This is a genomic window from Haloarcula sp. H-GB4, from assembly GCF_030848575.1.
Taxonomy (GTDB): Archaea; Halobacteriota; Halobacteria; order Halobacteriales; family Haloarculaceae; genus Haloarcula.
The window spans coordinates 688,655-707,696 of sequence record NZ_JAVDDX010000001.1 but is presented as its reverse complement, the minus strand read 5'-3'; the positions used below and the strand labels follow the sequence as shown (position 1 = coordinate 707,696).

Below are 19,042 nucleotides of genomic sequence, written 5' to 3'. Positions count from 1 at the left end.
TGCCGGTCCGACAACTCATCGGGAGGACGCTATCGGGGACCGTTACCATGTGCGCCGGTCCGTTCCGGTCAATGTTAAACATGCTGCATATATCCCAGTGGAAACGGCTATCACAGCGCCCCTCCAGCGGTGGATATGCGCGTCATCTGTGCCGGCCACGTCAACTGGGACGTGACGCTCCACGTCGACCACCTTCCGGAGCCCGACGGCGAGGGGCGCATCACCGACCGGTCACAGTCTAGCGGGGGGAGCGCATCGAACGCGGCCGTCGCACTGGCTGGACTTGATGCGGACCCGCTAGTCCTCGGTAGCGTCGGCCGGGACGACCACGGCACCAAGGCCCGGCGCGAACTGGCAGCCACCGGCGTCGAGACGCTACTGGTCGAGTCGGACGAACCGACGGCGGTGAAATACCTCATCGTAGACGAGAACGGCGACGTCGCTGTGCTTGGAAACGATGGGGCCAACGAGGCGTTCAGTGCGGCAGACCTCCCAGCAGAGACCCTGGCCGAGGCAGACCACCTCCACCTGACCGGTCAGAATCCGACGACGGCTGCAGCGCTCGCACGCGACGCCGCGGCCGCGGATGTTCCGGTGAGCTTCGACCCCGGCCGGCGGCTCCCGTACCGCGATTACTCGTCGGTGCTCTCACATGCGGATATCCTGTTTTGCAACGACCGGGAGGCCAACCATGCCAGAGACAGCGGGCTCTTCGAGACAGTGCCGACAGTTGTGGTCAAACACGGGGACCGCGGCGCGTCGGCCCATATCGGCGACCAGACAGTCACGAACGCCGGGTATCCAATAGAATCTGTGGACACTGCAGGCGCGGGCGACGCATTCGCGGCCGGGTATCTGCTCGCCAGCACACAGGAGACCGACCCGGAGCGCACGCTCGCGGTCGCCAACGCCTGTGGCGCACTCGCGGCGCAGTCACCCGGCGCACAGACGACACTCGACTGGGAGTCGGTGCGGGAGCTTGTCGACAGCGGCCGGCCGCCCGAAACGGCCTAATTCGCCTGTATCTCTTCAACAAGCCGCTCGAACTGCTGGCGATACTGGGCTTCGGCCCGAGCGGCGGCAAGGCCGGACTCGTCGGCGAAGACGGCCTCGAAGCCGGCCATCCGCCACAGGAGCGTCGAGAGCTGATAGAGGGGCCGTCGCTGCTCGTACCCCTCGTCAAAATCCATCGGGCGCATCTCCTGGTAACCCTCGTGGAACACCGTTCGGAGCGATTCGCGCAGTTCCGGGTCCTGAAACGACGAGTCGATGAAGAGGAACTCGGTCTGTGCGAGGTTGTACTCCGGCAGCGCCGCGAGCACGTCCTGCCAGTCGAGGACAGCCGTAATCGGCGCGTCCGCCGTCTGATCGAACATTAGATTCGCCGGCCTGAAATCGTCGTGTACCAGCCGCGGAACGCCGTCCTCGGGTACCATCTCTAAGGCCGGTTCGATACAGTCCCACGCCCGGTCTGTCATGTCCTCGAAGGGTGTCCCATCGAGGTGCGAGAGGTGGGATCTGGTGAGACTCTCGAAGTACTCTCGCCAGTTGCCCATCCAGTCACTCACGATGATCCGGTCGTCGTGAAGCGTGAGTCGACCGAACGCCTCGAACCCGATCTCGGAGTGCATGTCGCCGAGTATCCGGCCGGACTGGGCTAGCACCCGCTGGCGGTCCTCGGTCGAAAGCCCGGCGAACTTCTCGGCCAAGTTCTCGCCGTGGATACGCTCGGTGACGAAATACGGCGGGACATCAACGTCGGGATTGTCTTCGTAGACAAGGATGTGTGGAACAGGGATATCGGTCCGGTCGGCGACAAAGTCGTGGAGACAGGGTTCGACGGCGAACGGGACATCGCCCTGTGGCTTGAACTTCACGACCACCTCGTACGCCTCGCCGTTGTGGCGCAGTGTCACCATGTAGACATCGCTCTGGTGGCCCCCTCCCGGGGTCTCGAACTGGAACCCCTCGTAATCCGGGCCTGACTCCTTCAGCACGGCCTCGATGTCCTGTTCCGGGGTCTGCACTGACGTACCATACAGTGGGCGAGCAAATAAATCTGTCAATCCCGTCGCGGACAGCACTGGCTCCCAGTTCGGGTGCTGTCGGTCGCCGTATCCGCACTACCAGGAGTGGAAGGGTGAGACCGGTTTTGTCCCGTCAGTCACTTCGAATCGTGCGCCGCCGGCCCTGCTTTCGGTCACCGAGATGTCCCAGCCGTGGGCGTCGGTGATCTGTGCAACGATAGACAGGCCGAGGCCGTTGTCACTGCCTGAAAGGCCGTCGACCAAGAGAACGTCGTTCAGTTTGTCGGATGGGATACCCGGTCCGTCGTCGGCGACGTAGAAGCCTGTCACTCGGCCCTCCCCTCGCTCGTCTGCCCTGTCTGTCTCGGCTGCCTCGTCATCGACAAGTGGACCGACCCAGACGGTCACGTCGTCGCCCGCGTGGTCCGCCGCGTTCCGAAAGAGGTTCTCGAACACTTGTTTGAGGCGGTTCTGGTCACCGAACACTGGGGCAGACCCTTCGATTTTCAGCGTTGCGTCGGCTGTTCTGGCCATCTCCCACGTCCGTTCGACAATGTTGTCAAGCGAAATGGTGGTGCGATCTTCGACTGCATACCCCTTCTTTGCGAGGGTCAGCAGGTCATCGATGAGCGATTCCATTCGAGCCACGCCTTCCGCTGCGTCGTCGAGATGGGACAGGTCGCCGGTTTCTCGAACGAGTTCGAGCCGTCCCTCGACAACGTGAAGCGGGTTCCGAAGATCGTGTGAGACGACGCCGATGAGCTGTTCCATCCGGTCGCGCTGGACGCGGAGGTCGTGTTCGCGCTCGGCTTTCTGCAGTGCCGCCTGAACGTGCGTCGCGTACATCCGCGCGAGTCGGACCATTTCATTGTCGAACGTAACTGGAGTAAGCGACCCAATGTTGATAACGCCGTACTCGGCAAGTGGCAGGATGATCTCGCTACTGACGGGGGAGTTTTCATTGTACTGGCTTTGCTCGTCGTCGAGTTCGGAGTACGTCCGAACGTCGTCCTGCTTGAAGGCCTCCCACGAGAGGCTGTTGCCGGGTCTGTAGGTAACCGGCCAGTCGAATACCTCGTCCGCCCGCTCCGTCGACGCCGCCAACTGCAGTTCCGAAGCGTCGCTGTCATACAGCCACAGCGCTCCGAGTGGCACGTCGAACACGGACGAAATCCCCGACATTGCGATCTCGCATATCTCACGTTCGGACTCCGCAGCCATCAACTGCTGTGTGACAGTCTCGAACGAATCGAGATCGAATGAGACCGTTAACTCCCCACCCATCCCGTACAAATCATGCAACGCTGTATATAAAACTCGGTGTTTCTGTGTCAGTGATACGTTGCATGGCGTCACCGACCCGCCGATGTCGCGGGACCTTTGTATCCACAGTCCTCAGAGAGCGGTATGCGAACGGTCGAAATCGACGGCCTTCCGGTGGGCGATGGTCACCCGACGCGCGTCATGAGCGTGCTGAACATGAGTTCGAACTCCGGGTACAAGCCGAGCGTGTATCTGGACCCCGCGGAAGCCGCCGACGCTATCGAGGAGAACCTCGTCCCCGCCGGCGCGGACATCATCGATGTCGGCCTCCAATCAGCCAACCCCAAATACGAGTCCAAGCCGGTCGAGATGGAGAAAGACCGGCTCGAAGAGGTCGCGCCGCTCGTCGACGAACTTGACGCCGACGTGCCACTGTCACTCGAAACGCGCTATGCCGAGGTTGCTGAGGAGGCCATCGGCCACGGTTTCGACCTCATCAACGACGTGTGTGGCTTCGCCGACCCGGAGATGAAAGGAGTCGTCGAGGACCACGACATGCCGGTCGTCAAGATGGCCAGTCCGCCGGACCTGGCCAGCCCTGGTGCACTGAAAACTATCGACGACATCTTCGAGGCGCTCCAGCGGGACGGGTTCACAGACAGGACCATCATCGACCCGGCCTTCGGCGGCTGGTACGACGGCAAGGAGTTCGAGGACAACTGGGAGATGTTCCGCCGCCTCCGAGAGTTCCGCGCCTTCGATCGGCCGATGCTCACCGCGACCAACCGCGAGGACTTCCTCGGTGATCTGGCCGATCAGCCCGAGACGGAGAACCAGCTCGCCGTGTCACTGGCCGCGGCGACGATGGAAGTCGAACGCGGCGCACACATTATCCGAACACACGATACTCGTGAAACCCACGATGTAGTCAAAGTAGCCGACGCGCTCGGCGATGAGCGGACGACACGACCGGAGACCGACTCCGGCCCTACCGTGGCGGAACTGACTGACGTAACGTTACGGGAAGTGGCTCGCCATCAGGCCCTCGGCGAGACGGTCGCCGGCGGGACCGACGACGGCGCGACGCTCACGTTCCTGCTCGGCGGCGTGACCGACGACGCTCGGGCAAGCCTCCGGGCTGTCGCCGAGGTGACTGACGTAGTGATGGTCGAGAAAGACGGTGGCAGTCTCTACGTCGGCGGCTCCGGGGCTGCGCTGAAGGTCGTCACCGACAGCCTCGCCGAGGACGGGCACCGAGAACTTGCCGGCGAGCTCCGAGCGTCGCTGTCCCGGCGCGTGTAGGTGCCGCGGCTGGTCGTACTACAGCGACGGATTTTCACGCCTCCCTGTGTCGCGTCCCGACCGCCGATGGCTATTCGTAGGACCAAGCGAATCTCGCGGAGAGCGCTACGAGGGGGTAGGCTGACCACAAGCCACTAGCCGCGAAGCAGATTCAGTACTTCGTCGACGACATCAGGTTCAACGGCGATAACGTAGCGTCTCCCTGGTGTCAGGGTTGTGTCTGCACGGGCGATCTGCTCACCGTTATCGTCGGACACAACGAGGGTTCCCTCGGGAAAGCGGACGTCTGTGAGTGCTTTTCCGGCAGCCGGGGCACCCTCAGCGACGCGGACGAGCATGATGTCGAGGGTACCCGTCACGTCGGCAAGCGTCTGGACATCGCTTCCCAGGATTTCGTTTGCTGCCACCCTCGCACCGGCCCGTTCGGGAAAGACCACCGCGTCGACAAACCGGGTGTACGTTTCACCGGCTGTGCGGTCGATACGCGCGACCGTTCGGATCTCGGGCGTTAGCTCCGCAGCAGCTAAACAGACCGCAAGGTTCAGTCCGGCTTCACCCGTAAGCGCGGCAATTGCGTCCGCTCGCTCGATGCCTGCCTGTTCGATGATGTCCGGGTCCGTCGCGTCACCCTGGATAACCGTCGCTACCCACTGATCGGCGATATCTGAAACCATCCGCTCGTCGCGTTCGATAATCGTTACATCATGACCGCGGTCGGCGAGTATCTCGGCTGTCTGGAAACCGACGCGGCCACCGCCTGCGATGATAATGTCGAGTGTTCTGGTCATGAGTTAGTCTTCAGCCTCGGGTGTTATTTCGCTGGCGGCAGTCGCCTGCTCGCGGTCCGATTGCTGTTTTATCCGTTTGAGGGCGAAATACACGACTGCGCCGAGCAAGATCCATGTGCCGCTGAGTGCCAGTGCCAGTGGATCCGTCCGGAGCAGGAACTCTATCAGCACCCCCGTCAGGATCAGATTAAGTGTGATACCGATTATCGGCGGTGCCGGGTAGAACGGCATCTCGTATGGCCGATGCATGTTCGGCCGTTCCCTGCGGAGTCTGATGACCGCGACGTTGACGATAATGAACGAGAGCAGGAAGAACAGGCTCGACATATTGCCGGCGCTCTGTGTCGGCAGTGCGACTGAGCCAAGCATCACGACGGCGCTGGTGAGGATGGCAACGAACGGCGTCCCGTAGCGGTGGTGGATCTGGCCAATCGAGGGAAGTAACTGCCCTTCACGCCCCATCGAGAACGCGACGCGTGACGACGCGATGACGACGGCGTTAAGCGCAGTGAGCGTCGAGAACACGGCGCCAAAGACGATGAGTGCTCCACCGTTCTGGATAATCGGTAACCCGGTCGGCATGAACGACGTTGCTGCCGTGGCGATGCCAGCTTCACCAGCGTCGGCAAGCCCCTCGGCCCCGAGCGTCCCGATAGCGACCGTCACAACTGCCAGATAGACGACGACAGTCACAGCGAGGCTGATGAAAATCGCTTTCGGGATGTTTTCCCGCGGGTTCTGTACTTCTTCTGTGACAGTGGTGATGAGGTCATACCCCTCGAAGGCGATGAAGGTGAGCCCCATCGCTGGCAAGACGGCGGCCGCTCCACCACCCTCCGGAAACAACGGCTGGAATTCGGCCCCGGAAAACATCGGTGACGCGAGCCCGAATGCGACGAACACGACCAGAATGGAGACTTTGATGATGGTGAAAATCGTCTCGACACTGCCGCTGGCGGCCGTCGAGACGGCGTTGAGCGCTACAAGGCCAAGAACCGCGATAAACGCAAGCAAAAAGGCGGGTGGGAGCGCTACATCAATGACCGGAACTGCAACAGCACCGACCTGGTCCGGTGACGGGACCACGCCGTAGACGTGCAACAGTTCGAGAAAGTTCGGCGCAAAGCCCAGCGCATACAGTGCTCCCGCGATCATGTAGGCGAACCAGAGCATCCAGCCCATGATGAACGAGGCGAAGTCGTCGAATATCTCCCGCACAAACGCGTAGCCACCGCCGCTTTTCGGAATCGAGGCGGCAAGCTCCGCGTAGGAGAGTCCCGTGAACGCCGTCACGACGCCGTTCAGTGCGAAGACGAGAATCGCAGCTGGCCCGGCGATTTCGGCGGCCAGCCCCGTTAAGACGAAAATACCGGCCCCAATCATCGCACCCATCCCGATCATCGTCGCGTCAAGTAGCCCGAGTTCAGCCTCTGGCGACCGCGTCTGGCTCTTACTCATGCATCCTGTTTGTGATTGGCACGCCGTCCATCGTACGCTGTATGTACTCCGTTCGGTCCATTTGAGTACCAGGGTAAATTCTTCTATTGTAAGAACTGTGAGGGGATTTGATAAAAGCTTCTGCCGACCGACCGCACAGTATGGTCGCCCATGTTCTCAGTCGGCTGGAACTGTCGGGGCATTGAAGATGGCACGTTCTCAACAGTACGCTAATGGCCCGGACAAAGCGATTCATCATCGCCGGCGGCGGACGCGTCGGGAGACAGACCGCCGAGAACCTCGTCGATCAGGGTCACGACGTACTGCTGATCGAGTCCGACGAGGAGCGCGTCGAGGCGCTGTCAGATGCGTATATTGGGCCGGTCATCCACGGTGACGCCACGCGACCGTCGATTCTGCAACAGGCCGATCTGGCCGAGGCCGACGCTATCGCCGCACTCACTGACGAGCCGGGCACGAACCTCGCCATCTGCATGGAGGCCCAACAGTACGCGCCCTCGATTCGGACCATTGCAAGAGCGGAGACAGAGGCGGATCACGAGTACGACGAAGTCGTCGACGCGACGCTGCTACCCGAGTATCTCGGTGGGGACCACGCAGCCGATATACTCACTGGCGAAGATATCCGGACGCTCGTCTATCCGACCGCAGACCTCGATATCATCAAGGTGACCGTCGCCCCGTCCGCTCCCGTGGCGGGGCGTCGTCTCGATGAAATTGCGCTTCCGTCCGGCAGTCTGCTGATCTCGACGGCGGACCGAACGGAGCTCGCAGGAGCTGATACGGTGCTGGAGCCTGACGAGCAGTATATTCTCGCCGTCGAAACCGATGTCGTTGATGAAGTGTTGAATCTCATGCGCGGGTAGCAAGCCGAATTGTCAGGCTGATTGGACGAGCGCCTGCTTCGTCGGCTCGTCTCCAAATCTCCCGTGTTTACATTATCGACGACGTGGAGTGTTCGGTCCTGCTGGTGGAGAAACACCGCGATCGTGGCCTGCTTGAGCGCCTGTTCTGAGTAGCTGGCACGTCTTCCCTGAGACGCTTGCTACGCCATCTCCTGGCTCTCCTGACGTAACCACCGAGCCAGAACCACGAGATGCCTTTTTCCCTCCTCACAGCAGTTCGTCGTGAAGGTCGTGGAACGACCCGATAGTGAGGTCCGGTTCGCCAGCGAAGGCGTCCCACGGGCCGTCGTCGCGGTTGACCCAGACACCCTGCATCCCGGCGTGCATCGCCCCGTACACGTCGAAATAGCCCGCGGTGACGTGGGCGATTTCCTCGATGTTGGTCGCCGTTCGCTCCGCTGCGTGACGGTACAGTTCCGCTGCCGGCTTGAACGTCTGGATCTCGTCGGCACTGACAGTGTCTTCGAGCAGGCCGCCGATACCGGCGAAATCAACCATGGAGTCGAGCATCTCGGGATTGCCGTTCGAGACGACATAGAGGTCGTAGCCGGCGTCGTAGAGTTTGTTCATGCCGTCACGAACGTCGTCAAACACGTCTAGTTCGTGGTAGACTGCAAGAATCTCGTCGCGCTCTTCCGTCGAGATATCAATGCCGTGAGCATCTAATGCGTACTGGAGTGCATCGCGGTTCATCTCGTAAAACGGCTTGTAAGCATCAATCTGGTTCGCGAGGAACGTGTACGCCAGCGAGCGGGAGCGCCAGAGTCGGGATACCGGCTGGGGGTCGTCTACCCGATCGGCGAGGGCTTTCTGGGCCGCCTCAACGTCGACGATGGTACTGTACGAGTCAAATGTAATCGTCGTCACGTGGTCCGGGTCGAACGACATAGGCACCCGTAGAACCGGGTGCCTCATATAGCCGGTCGCCGAGTCGGGCACACAGCCGTCTGGCACGGGACACTCGCGACGCTGGGCGTGCCGTAACCGGGTCCCATTCAGTGCGCAGACATCTCCGAGAGGACGTTGACACAATATACGCCAATGATGATGAGCAGGATGCCGACGGCACCGGGGAGATCGATCGGCTCGTCGAACACGACAGTCCCGATTGCGGCGACACCGACGATTCCCAGCGCGGCCCAAGTCCCGTAGACAACGCCGATGGGGAGGTCTTCGAGCGTCAGCGACACCAGATAGAACGCCAGGCCGTAGCCGACGACGACGCCGAGGCTGGGGACAGGGCGTGAGAATCCTTCCGAGAGCTTCAGTGACGTTGTCCCGAGCAGTTCGGACACAATCGCGGCTCCAAGGAGGGCATAGGGATTCACGGGTTCATTCGCCGAGAATTGTGGACAGATAATATACATTTCGGCTGTCGTCGGATCGCCAGTCTCTTCTTCTGAGACAGTACCGGGCCGGTACCATCTTGTGAATAAACCGCGGACAACGGGAGACACTCCCCCTCTCATGTGGCTTTATCTCCCGTGCGGCCGCACTGCGAGCCATGTCTCAGGCACATACATTCCAGTCGACAGGAACAGGGCCGGTCGTTGCTCGACGCGTGGAGGGTGACAGATGACAGCGCGAGACGTGTATCTCCCGGTCGCGGCACAGCCGTCGGTCGACACGCTGGTTGAGATGACCCAGCAGGCCGAGGATAGTGGCTATGACCGGGTCTGGCTCCCGGAGACGTGGGGGCGAGACGCGGTGACGACGCTGACCAGCATCGCCGAACACACGTCGACGGTCGGTCTCGGGTCCTCGATTCTGAACGTGTACTCGCGGTCGCCGGCGCTGCTCGGCCAAACCGCAGCGACACTGCAGGAGGTCTCGGACGGCCGTTTCCGCGCCGGCGTCGGGCCGTCCGGGCCTATCGTCATCGAGGGCTGGCACGGCCGTGAGTTCGAGAATCCGCTCAAATACACACGGGAGACCGTCGACATCATGAAACTGGTGCTCTCCGGGGAGACCGTCGACTACGATGGGGACATCTTTTCGCTGTCTGGCTTCCGACTGCGCTGTGAACCACCCGAACCCGCGCCGCCCGTGGACGCCGGCGGCCTCGGGCCGAAATCAGTCGAACTTGCCGGTCGCTTCGCCGACGGCTGGCACGCGCTCATGCTGACCGCCGACGGCTTGCGGGACCGGCTGGAAGACTTCGAGCACGGCGCGGACCTCGGCGACCGCGACCGCGCCGACCAGCGAGTGACGCTGTCACTGACGTGCTGTGCGATGGACGACAGGGAGCAGGCCCGGGAACTGGCCCGTCAGCACGTGGCCTTCTACATCGGCGGAATGGGGACGTTCTACCGCGACGCGCTGGCCCGGCAGGGGTACGAAGACACGGCCTACGAGATTGCCGAACAGTGGGGGTCAGGTGACAAAGCGGCAGCCGTCGAGGCGATCGGCGACGAACTGCTGGACAGCATTGCCGTTGCCGGCACACCAGAGGAATGTCGCGACCGCATCGCAAAGTTCGAGGACATCGATGGTGTGGACGCGATCAACATCTCGTTCCCCCGCGCTGCCGAACCGGACACGATAGACACGACCATCGACGTATTAGCGCCCTGAGCGAAGGATTCGTTTTCAGTCGGTCACTGCTGGCTCGATGTCGTCGCGTCGGCCGTCGAGCACATCGAAGCGCTCGCCGCGGCGCTGTTCCAGCCAGCGCAGCAGGCGTTCGGCCCAGTGGAGTTTGTGTCGCTTTTCGGCATTCACAGACGGGTCGTCGAAGTCCCAGCCGGGGAACACCAGCGACCCAGCGCCGAAGTGGTCCGCAAGGAACGCGGCGCGGTCGCCATCGGTGAAACCGCCGTAGTTGCGGACCGGTAGGGCGGGGCTTGCCTGTGTCGTCGGCACGACGAACTTGCTGTCGTAGGCCGGAATGTGGGTTTCCAGTGCGGGGATGTTGTCACCGTGGGCGTGGGCGACGACTGGTGTCCCGTCAGCGGTCAGTTCCCGCCCAGTGTCGGCATTTTTGTCCAGATCCGTGACCATGCAGTCAACGGCGACACCTGCCGCCCGGAGGCGGTCGGCGGCCGTAGACGCCGCGAGGACTACGTCGGCGTCAGCTGCCCGGTCTGCCTCGGCTTCCAGCGACGGGCCGGCCCCGGCGATAGCGACCGTTGCACCGTCGAGTCCGATGGTTGTCGGGTCGTACGTCTTATCATCACCGAGCAGTTCGACGAGGCGGCCACAGGCGCGCTCGTCGCCGTCACGGGGGTAGCCGAAGTCGTCGAGGATAGCCTCATATACTGGTTCCCAGGTGCGAAATTCCATCTCTTGCCAGGCACTACGCGGTGGGCGTGTTTCTGTCTTATTCACCTAACCAGTCACACTGCACCCACAGCAAAATTCTCCACAGCGTGGCTGTCGCTACCGGATTCGTGTCCAGATAAACCGAGTTGAGCCGAAATGGCACGTCCGTGTACCCCTACCCGGGTGCCCTTTCGGCTTTCACCCCTTTCTTTCGAGGCCTCCGGTATAAGTTTTCTCTTACCGTCAGACACAGATGGCGGGCTTCACAGGCAGCGATGACTTGTTACGCTGTATAGCTACACCAGCGCTCCACGACAGCCTCAAGACGGGGCAGTCCTTACCAGCGGCAAATGGGCCCGGGAGTGTCGATTGATTTGCGGGACGATGTAGTTCCGGACTCGCTCGTGATCGTTTCGAATCGTGAACCGTATAGCCACGAGCGGGACGACGACGGCGAGATACGGGTCCAGTCCGCAGCAGGTGGCCTAACGAGCGCACTCGACCCGGTAATGCAGTCACGGGGCGGTACCTGGGTCGCCTGGGGTAGCGGCGACGCCGATATGGCCGTCGCCGACGAGGGCATCGTCGAAGTGCCGCCGTCGGACCCGGCGTACGACCTGAAACGCGTCCCACTCTCCGACGCAGCGGTGCAGGGCTATTACTATGGTTACGCCAACCAAGTGCTCTGGCCGCTCTGTCACGAGGACACGGGCCGGATGTGGGCAGAGCCAGCTTACTGGGAACAGTACCGAGGCGTCAACGAGCAGTTCGCAGCGGCCGTCGATACGGTCGCCGATACGGGCCAACCGGTCTGGTTCCAGGACTACCACTTAGCGCTCGCGCCCAGACTGGTCCGAGAGCGACGGCCGGACGCGACGCTGTTACAGTTCTGGCATATCCCCTGGCCCGCACCGTCGGTGTTCCGACACTGCCCCCACAGCGACGCGCTCCTTGACGGACTGCTGGCCTGCGATGTCATCGGCTTTCACACGGCAGGATACGCCGAGCAGTTCCTGCACTGCGTGGACAGCGCGTTCCCCGCAGCGACCGTCGACACGGACAGCGGGACGGTTACCCGGAGCGAAGAGACGACACGAGTCGTCGCGAACCCGCTGGGTATCGATGTCGAAGCGGTTCGGAGCCGAGCGCGGGCCGCTGACGTGGCCAGTATCCGGGATACCGTGCTGGGCGGCAGTCGCTCGGACGCGTCCATCCGCCTGGTGCTCGGCGTCGAGCGGCTCGACTACTCGAAGGGCATCCCCGAGCGGATCGAGGCGCTGGCACACCTCTGGGACCGGCGGCCGGACCTGCGAGGCGAATTCACGTACGTGCAGAAGGCGAGTCGAACGCGAGAGGGCATCGCCGCCTACCGTCGGTATCGAGCGGACGTCGTCGATGCCGTCGAACGCGTCAACGACCGCTTCGGGACCGATGACTGGCAGCCCATCGTCTACACCGAGGCCAACCTCGACAGCGAGACGCTCGCTGGACTCTACCGAGCTGCTGATGTCGCGGTAGTGACGCCACACCGCGACGGGATGAACCTCGTCGCCCACGAGTACCCGGTCGCCTGCACCGACGGCGACGGCGCACTCGTGCTGAGTGAACTGGCCGGCGCGGCGACCCATCTCGACGGAGCATTGACAGTCAATCCACATGACATCGAGGCGATTGCGGACGCCATCGAGCGGGCGCTGGAACTGTACGAAGCGGACAGAGGTGACCGGCTGGCGCGCCTGCAGCACAGCGTCGAGACGCTCGACAGTTCAGAGTGGGTCGCCAGACAGTTCAGCGCCGGACAGTCGCTGTAATCTTTGCCGTCGGTTGTCGGCACTACGCGTTCGACAGCCAGTCCGGTTCCGCGACGGAGGTGTCGTCGACCTGTGAGACGGAAAGCGATAGCGACACCGTCACCGGCTGGCCGTCTCGCTCGGTACTCACCCGGTACTGGAACGACCGGACGACGCCGTCCTCATCAACAAGAACCGTTGCACTGGCCGAGTTCGTCGTCCCGTTGGCCGAGACGGTCGTCGAGACAGCGTCGTCGGCCGCGAAGCCGGTGACATTGCTCCCGGTCGCTTCGAACCGCGAGACGCTGTCACCGTCAACCGTCTCGGTTCCGGCGTAGGTCCAGTTGATGGCCGACCCGAGCGACTGGAGCAGTGAGCGGTCGATGACGCTGCTCTCGTTGACCGGCTGGACCGGCCCGTCGTACGGCGATGACGCGGAGCGGTAGTCCGTCATCTCCTCCTCACCGCGGGTGAGGACTCGCCGCTCGGCCGTGGTTCCGTCGGCGGTGTAGGTCGTCGTTGCCAGCGTGTCACCGCTGGCCTGCACCAGTTCACCGCTGGCCAGCGACCGGTCGCTCTCACGGTCGATAGCAACTGTCCGGTTGATGAACACCGACCGGTTCTCGCCGTCCCGGACTGTCGAAAGCTGGAACGACAGCGAGGTGGTAAACGACGAGTTCGACAGCGTTTCGAAGTGCCCACGTTCGATGGCCCCCGCGTCAAAACCGGACGAGCCGGGTGCGGGGCCGTTGGCATCAGCCGAGGTCGATGTCTCAGATGTGCCCGTGCCCGTGCCCGTTTCAGAGCCGAACAGCCCGCTACAGCCAGCGGATGCTATCAATAGCACCACAAGTGCAAGCGAGAGGTGGCGGCGTTCGAGTAACATACCGGAGTCACTGTAGCAGCGAATTAGTTCGTTATGGCCGCTCAGCTGTCACGTTCCCCTATCGTCAAGATGCGATACCCCGCCACTGACTATGCCACCAGCGCGAAACTGGGGCGACGCCGTTCCCGTCCGACCAGCGTCAGACGCCCGTCATGCACGTCATGAGGGTTTAATATGAACGAAACCGCTATAGCAACCGTGCCTCTCGGCTCCGACCCGCTGTCCGAACTCGATATTCCTGACGGGACGACTGTCGAGGAACACGACCTGGTGACCGACGGTGACGTCATCGTCGGCGGCCAGTCGACCGTGGAGTTCGGCGTGCGCGGGCGGACGGTCATCGCCGACGAGCGAGTCCGCTTTGGCGGCCACATCGAAGCTGAAGGCGACTGTCGGCTGGATATGTGGTGCGACGTGGCGGACAACGTGCTCGTCGGCGAGGACGCCTACATCGGCGAACGGGTACATATCGGCGGCGAACTTCGTGTCGCTGGCGACCTAGATATCGGCGACGACGTGGATATCGAGAACGGGTTCGAGGCGAACGGCTGGATCGTCATCCGCAATCCAATGCCGACCATCGTCTTCCTGTTCGTCTACCTCTCGCAGCTCCTCCGAATCGGCGAGGAGGACGCGGCCGAAGAGGTAATCGACGAGATGTTAGACGACGGGAGCGACGAACACGACCCGGTTTTGATTCCACGCGGTGCGAGCGTCTCGGACGACGCCTGGCGCGTCTCGACGCCGGCGACGGTCGGCGACGACTGCCGGCTCCACGGCAATATCCGCGCGAAGTCCCTCGAAGTCGGCCGTGACACGGTCGTCTTCGGGAGTCTCCGTGCGAAAGACGATATCGTGGTCGGCCGGGGCACGGAGATCAAAGGGGACGTAACGACCCGCAGCGGCACCGTCCGTGTCGGCCCAGGCGCGAAGGTCTGGGGCGACATCTCGGGGACGACCGTCGAACTCCACGAGAACGCGACGGTCGACGGGACGATCCGGGCCAGCGAGGAGATGCGGATGCACACCGAGGCAGTGCTGGACCGACCGGATGAGTCCGCTGCGGCGATGGCGGAGATGGCCGAATCGCTCGAAGCTGACACTGACACTACGGAGCCAGCTGACGAACGAAGCGATTCAGACGACAGCGATCCGGCGGCCGATGCAGCAGTCGACGACGACCCTGCCACTGTAGACGGTACTGTAACCGATGACGAGGATGCAGACGGAGCGACGCCCGGCAGCGATACGTCCGAGCAGGGTCCCGATGTTGAAGAGGCGGCAGAGTCCGCAGAGTAACCGCTCGGACGCTATTTTGCGTCAAAAAGCTGTCACACAGCTTCAGTTCTCAGTCGCGTCACTCACAGCGGCCGGCGGTGAAACCCCGTGTCCCGGTCCGTCGATATCGATATGTGGATCGAACGACATCGACGGCGGTGTTTCGTCGAGTAGCAGGTGACCGTCGAGGTCGACGTAGTCGAAGGCACCGAGCCCAGCGGCAAGGTGGGCACTCGTCGCAATCCCGGTTGCGCCTTCGAGCATACAGCCGAGCATGCAATCCAGGGAAGCGGACTCAGCGATAGTTGAAATCGCCGCCGCCCCGAGGAGCCCCGACTTCCCGAGTTTGATGTTGATTACGTCAGCAGCCCCGTCGCGAACCACGGTGGTCGCGTCTGCGGGCGTGAATACGGTCTCGTCCGCGGCGACGGGAATCGAAAGTCTGTCGCGGGTCCTCGCGAGACCGCAAATATCGTCCTTCGGCGTCGGCTGTTCGACCAGAGCGAGCTCGACCCCAGCCGCGGTCACCTCGTCAACAAACTGCTCTGTGGCCTTCGGCGTCCAGCCCTGATTTGCGTCCACCGTAATCGTCGCGTCGGGTGCAGCGTCCGCGACCGCAACCGTTCGGGCAACGTCGTCGTCGATGACCTCGCCGGTCTTGACCTTGATGTGGTCGAAGCCCGCGGCCGCGGCACGCGTGGCTTGTTCGGCTGCCGCGTCGGGTGTGACTATCGGAACGGTGATATCCGTCCTAACGGGCGTCGGCGCACCACCGAACAGCTCCGAGAGCGGGATGCCGCGGTCGCGACAGTAGGCGTCGAGGAGGGCTGTCTCGACAGCGAACAGTGCCGAAACCGCTCCGGGCACTGCGGCTCGCAGGTCGCTGATGAGTTTGCGGTAATCGGCGAGGATTGCCCCCTCAAGCATCGATGTTACCGACCGAGCAGTCGCCACGGCGGCCGCCTGCGTCTCGCCGGTCACCGGCGGTAACGGGGACCCCTCTCCATGGCCAATGACACCGGAGTCAGTCTCCACTGCGACGACTATGTTCCGTGCTTTCTCTCGGGTTCCGAGTGAGATTTCGAACGGCTCGCGGAGTTCGTGGTCAAGCGGTTCAACGGAGACGCGGTCGATACGAGTCATAGCGCCTCCAGAACGGCCGCGAGGAGTTTCTCCGGGCCATCATCGTCGTAGATGTTCGCCGCCGGAAGCCCTGTTCTGGCGGTTTCCGCCTCCGGGTCCCCCCATGTGGAAAGCGCTCCGACTGTCGCCTCTGTGAGGTCGGTAATCGCGCGGCGTTCGGCCTCGACCCCGGCGACCGTGAGGTCGTCAAAGTGGGACCGTGCCTCTCGGGAGGGGTCGTCGGCCAACACGACTGCATCGGGGGCCGCTCCGTGGAGCAACCCAAGCGTCACGCCGCCGTATGCGGTGTGCGTGAGGGCAGCCTGTCCTTCGACGAACACGATATCGTGGTCCGCTGCGACATCAAGCACCATGTCCTCGACGACGCCCGAGACGAAATCGGCCGGAACGCGGTCGATGACGACACCGCGGTCCGCGCCGACGAGGATGCCGGTCTGTCCCGTCGCGACCCAGCCGGCGTCGAGTCCGGCCTCAGTCGCCGCCCGGTACAGTTCGAAGGTCGTCGTTCGCTTCCCGACCGCACAGTCGGTTCCCATCGTCAGGACGACATCTGCGTCGGCCTCGTCCCCGCGACCATCACCAAGAGTCAGGTCGGATACGGACGGGGGTTTTCGGACATCAACGAGGTCGACACCGTGTTGCTGGGCGCGCTCAGTCCAGGCTGGGCGCTCACTCAAGAAAACGTGCAGGCCGGAGACAACGTCACAGCCGCGCTCCATCGCGCGCTGGATGGCCTCGACCCAGGCCTCGGGGAGGTCACCGCCAGCGGGCGCGACACCAATGACAAGAACGGCCGCATCTGGCGCTCGATTCAGTGCTTCGGTGACGGTCTCGACGACCGGAACGTCGTCAGCAGCCGACCAATCAAGAGCCGCGCCAGCGTGGGGACTCTGACACGTCGAGTCCACGACGGCCTGGGCATCGAACAGCTCTCCGTGCATAACGATACCGTTGGCCGTCTTGCCTTCCGGTTGTCCGAACTCCCCCTCTGCGAGCACAACAGCGGGCGTGCCTTCGTCGTATTTTCGCCGCAAGTCCATACTGCTATGCAGTGCGGGCGTGACTGACAAACCAGAGCCTTACATGTGTGGCTCTCGGTGACATCAATTGAGAACGACCACTCGTGATGAAGGCAAACACAGGCGAGCGCGATCACGTCGAAGAACCCATGGAAAACAATGGGTGCTGACGGCTCCGATATGACCGCTGCTTCGTCCAGCAGCGGGCTCCAGTTGACGCTCGAACTGGAACACCCCGACTGCTGGATGCGGGAAGTGACGGCGGCCACTGCAGCCAGACTGCTGGTCAACGCTGCGTACTTAGTCGACGGGAAGGTCAAGGCCCACGTCGTTGCATACGCTGAGTCAGCGGCCACGGTCGAGGCGCTCGTTGCGGCGACCCGGGCGTCCGACCACACCCACGCAGTCACGGAAATGGATACCCGTCGTAGCTTCGGCGGAATATCGGCACCGGTAAACAAAGCAACGCGCACGCTTCTTGTCGAATACGGCCCGGAAGAGAGCATCCACGACGCGCTGGTCTCACACGGGTTCATGAATCAGGAGCCGATCCGAATACGTGACGGGACCGAGTACTGGACGGTCGCTATCGACGAATCACGGGCGACGATACAGGAGAAACTCGACGCCGTGTGCGCAGAGAAAGACGCGACGATAACCGTGACACAGATTACGTCCGCGACTACTGGAAGCAGGGAATCCGATGGATTGGCTGTCCGGCAGCTTTCCGACAAGCAGCGCGAAGTGTTCGAACTGGCCCGCAACCGCGGCTATTACGACTACCCGAGAGAAGTAAGCGGGAGCGAGCTGGCCGACGAGCTTGGTGTCGCGAAGACGACGTTTCACGAACACCTCCGGAAAGTCGAGGCCACACTTCTCGGTCCCAGCGGTGCTGACCGGGACTGATGGCAGCACAGCGTCTCGGCCCGTGTTTCTATTTGTCGCGTCCGTGGTCACAGAGCCAGCGTCTCATATTTGCACCTAGAATACAACTACAGGTGCGACCGAGCGCTACTGGACCCCGAGTTCCGACTCCAGTTCCTCGACGACGTCTTGCAGCATCGATGCGAGTTCCTCGTTCGGTGGCAGCCGATACAGTGGACCGGAGATATCGAGCGCGCCGAGAACGCCGCCGTGTGGGGCAGTAACCGGCACACCGACTGACCGAAGCCCCTCGACTGCCTCCTGATCGTTCACCGAATAGCCGCGCTCTTCCGTGCGGGCGATGTCTTCCAGAAGCGCTTCTCGGTCGGTGACCGTGTACTCTGTCTCAGCGGGCAGTCCCCATCGGTCGAGAATTTCGTTGACTCGGGTCTCCGGCAACCCGGCGAGAATCGCCTTCCCGACTGCTGAGTTGTGCAAGTAGTAGTACCGTCCCACCTGGAACCCTTTCGAGGGGACGTTAGCGACGACGTTGAACAGCGTTATCGCACGCCCGTACTCTTCGACAGCGAACGTGACCTCCTCACCGCAACTATCCGCGAGTTCGTGTGTTTTGCGACGGGCGACCTCGTACCACTCGTTGCGGGTTCGAGCGCCCTCCCCAAGGTGGAACAGCTTCATGCCAAGTCGGTACTGCTCGCCTCGTTTGACCAGATACTCTTGGTCCAAGAGTGTCTTGAGGTGGACGTGAATGGTGCTCGTCGAGAGGTCCAGCCGGTCCGCAAGCTCACTCATTCGAGCCTCCCCCAGCTCGTTTACCGCATCGATGATTGCGAGGGAGGTTTCGGTCGTCTGGAGACGACGACCGCCAGAACTGTCCATACCACTGTGGACTTGATCATGGTATAAAAAAGTCCGGTCATAGTGGAATAGATACCGTGGAGATTATATCGCATTCCGATAGCTGATAGCTATTCAATTACATAGAATTATATTTTTAGAATATCTATCTGAAATTAGTTCTATCGCTTGAGCTCGGG

18 protein-coding genes are annotated in these 19,042 nt (G+C 62.3%); 7 read left to right on the top strand and 11 right to left on the bottom strand.

Going from position 1 to position 19,042, the window contains the following annotated elements:
- Positions 1-135: 135 nt before the first annotated feature.
- Positions 136-1,014, top strand: a complete 879-nt coding sequence (locus tag RBH20_RS03745; protein ID WP_306705641.1) for a carbohydrate kinase family protein — start codon at positions 136-138, stop codon at positions 1,012-1,014.
- Here the strand turns inward: RBH20_RS03745 and RBH20_RS03740 are convergent.
- Together RBH20_RS03740 and RBH20_RS03735 are read right to left on the bottom strand one after the other, a co-directional pair.
- Entirely contained in the window at positions 1,011-2,027 is a 1,017-nt protein-coding gene (locus tag RBH20_RS03740) for a phosphotransferase family protein (RefSeq protein WP_306705639.1), read from the bottom strand. The two genes, RBH20_RS03745 and RBH20_RS03740, sit on opposite strands and share 4 nt — an antisense overlap.
- Before the next feature lie 96 nt (positions 2,028-2,123).
- A complete protein-coding gene (locus RBH20_RS03735) occupies positions 2,124-3,311 on the bottom strand; it encodes a HAMP domain-containing sensor histidine kinase (RefSeq protein ID WP_306705638.1) in 1,188 nt (395 codons plus the stop codon).
- A 123-nt stretch (positions 3,312-3,434) separates the two neighbouring features.
- Here RBH20_RS03735 and RBH20_RS03730 point away from each other — a divergent pair, with 123 nt between their 5' ends.
- Entirely contained in the window at positions 3,435-4,592 is a 1,158-nt protein-coding gene (locus RBH20_RS03730) for a dihydropteroate synthase (RefSeq protein ID WP_306705636.1), read from the top strand.
- A 134-nt stretch (positions 4,593-4,726) separates the two neighbouring features.
- On the opposite strand, the gene RBH20_RS03725 is transcribed toward RBH20_RS03730, so the two are convergent.
- Both RBH20_RS03725 and RBH20_RS03720 read right to left on the bottom strand, forming a co-directional pair.
- Complete coding sequence (locus tag RBH20_RS03725; RefSeq protein WP_005535322.1) at positions 4,727-5,380, bottom strand: TrkA family potassium uptake protein; 654 nt, start codon at positions 5,378-5,380, stop codon at positions 4,727-4,729.
- A 3-nt stretch (positions 5,381-5,383) separates the two neighbouring features.
- Complete coding sequence (locus tag RBH20_RS03720) at positions 5,384-6,838, bottom strand: APC family permease (protein WP_306705631.1); 1,455 nt, start codon at positions 6,836-6,838, stop codon at positions 5,384-5,386.
- A gap of 212 nt (positions 6,839-7,050) precedes the next feature.
- Between RBH20_RS03720 and RBH20_RS03715 the strand changes: the two genes are divergently transcribed.
- Positions 7,051-7,704: a TrkA family potassium uptake protein gene (locus RBH20_RS03715; RefSeq protein WP_306705629.1), complete on the top strand. Its 654-nt coding sequence runs from the start codon at positions 7,051-7,053 to the stop codon at positions 7,702-7,704.
- A 246-nt stretch (positions 7,705-7,950) separates the two neighbouring features.
- On the opposite strand, the gene RBH20_RS03710 is transcribed toward RBH20_RS03715, so the two are convergent.
- On the bottom strand, positions 7,951-8,631 hold the full coding sequence (locus RBH20_RS03710) for a haloacid dehalogenase type II (protein WP_306705627.1): 681 nt from the start codon (positions 8,629-8,631) through the stop codon (positions 7,951-7,953).
- Between the two features lie 107 nt (positions 8,632-8,738).
- A complete protein-coding gene (locus RBH20_RS03705; RefSeq protein WP_373567948.1) occupies positions 8,739-9,071 on the bottom strand; it encodes a multidrug efflux SMR transporter in 333 nt (110 codons plus the stop codon).
- A 247-nt stretch (positions 9,072-9,318) separates the two neighbouring features.
- On the opposite strand from RBH20_RS03705, the gene RBH20_RS03700 reads away from it, so the two are divergent.
- Positions 9,319-10,317 carry a TIGR04024 family LLM class F420-dependent oxidoreductase gene (locus tag RBH20_RS03700; RefSeq protein WP_306705623.1) on the top strand — a complete coding sequence of 333 codons (999 nt, stop codon included), beginning with the start codon at positions 9,319-9,321 and terminating at the stop codon, positions 10,315-10,317.
- Between the two features lie 15 nt (positions 10,318-10,332).
- Here RBH20_RS03700 and RBH20_RS03695 read toward each other — a convergent pair whose 3' ends face one another.
- A complete protein-coding gene (locus tag RBH20_RS03695) occupies positions 10,333-11,025 on the bottom strand; it encodes a 6-hydroxymethylpterin diphosphokinase MptE-like protein (RefSeq protein ID WP_306707464.1) in 693 nt (230 codons plus the stop codon).
- A gap of 329 nt (positions 11,026-11,354) precedes the next feature.
- On the opposite strand from RBH20_RS03695, the gene RBH20_RS03690 reads away from it, so the two are divergent.
- Positions 11,355-12,815 (top strand): trehalose-6-phosphate synthase, encoded by a 1,461-nt coding sequence (locus RBH20_RS03690; protein WP_306705621.1) that lies wholly within the window; start codon positions 11,355-11,357, stop codon positions 12,813-12,815.
- A gap of 22 nt (positions 12,816-12,837) precedes the next feature.
- Here RBH20_RS03690 and RBH20_RS03685 read toward each other — a convergent pair whose 3' ends face one another.
- A complete protein-coding gene (locus RBH20_RS03685; RefSeq protein WP_306705619.1) occupies positions 12,838-13,680 on the bottom strand; it encodes a hypothetical protein in 843 nt (280 codons plus the stop codon).
- A 174-nt stretch (positions 13,681-13,854) separates the two neighbouring features.
- On the opposite strand from RBH20_RS03685, the gene RBH20_RS03680 reads away from it, so the two are divergent.
- Positions 13,855-14,979 (top strand): polymer-forming cytoskeletal protein, encoded by a 1,125-nt coding sequence (locus tag RBH20_RS03680; RefSeq protein WP_306705617.1) that lies wholly within the window; start codon positions 13,855-13,857, stop codon positions 14,977-14,979.
- A gap of 42 nt (positions 14,980-15,021) precedes the next feature.
- On the opposite strand, the gene RBH20_RS03675 is transcribed toward RBH20_RS03680, so the two are convergent.
- Positions 15,022-16,101, bottom strand: coding sequence for a dipeptide epimerase (locus RBH20_RS03675; RefSeq protein WP_306705615.1), 1,080 nt, complete (start codon positions 16,099-16,101; stop codon positions 15,022-15,024).
- Positions 16,098-17,141: a DUF1611 domain-containing protein gene (locus tag RBH20_RS03670; RefSeq protein WP_306705613.1), complete on the bottom strand. Its 1,044-nt coding sequence runs from the start codon at positions 17,139-17,141 to the stop codon at positions 16,098-16,100. The genes RBH20_RS03675 and RBH20_RS03670 overlap by 4 nt, the downstream gene beginning before the upstream one ends.
- 138 nt (positions 17,142-17,279) lie before the next feature.
- Here RBH20_RS03670 and RBH20_RS03665 point away from each other — a divergent pair, with 138 nt between their 5' ends.
- Positions 17,280-18,026, top strand: coding sequence for a helix-turn-helix domain-containing protein (locus RBH20_RS03665; protein WP_306705610.1), 747 nt, complete (start codon positions 17,280-17,282; stop codon positions 18,024-18,026).
- Positions 18,027-18,131: 105 nt separating this feature from the next.
- Here the strand turns inward: RBH20_RS03665 and RBH20_RS03660 are convergent, their stop codons facing one another.
- Complete coding sequence (locus RBH20_RS03660; RefSeq protein ID WP_306705608.1) at positions 18,132-18,884, bottom strand: IclR family transcriptional regulator; 753 nt, start codon at positions 18,882-18,884, stop codon at positions 18,132-18,134.
- Between the last annotated feature and the right edge of the window lie 158 nt (positions 18,885-19,042).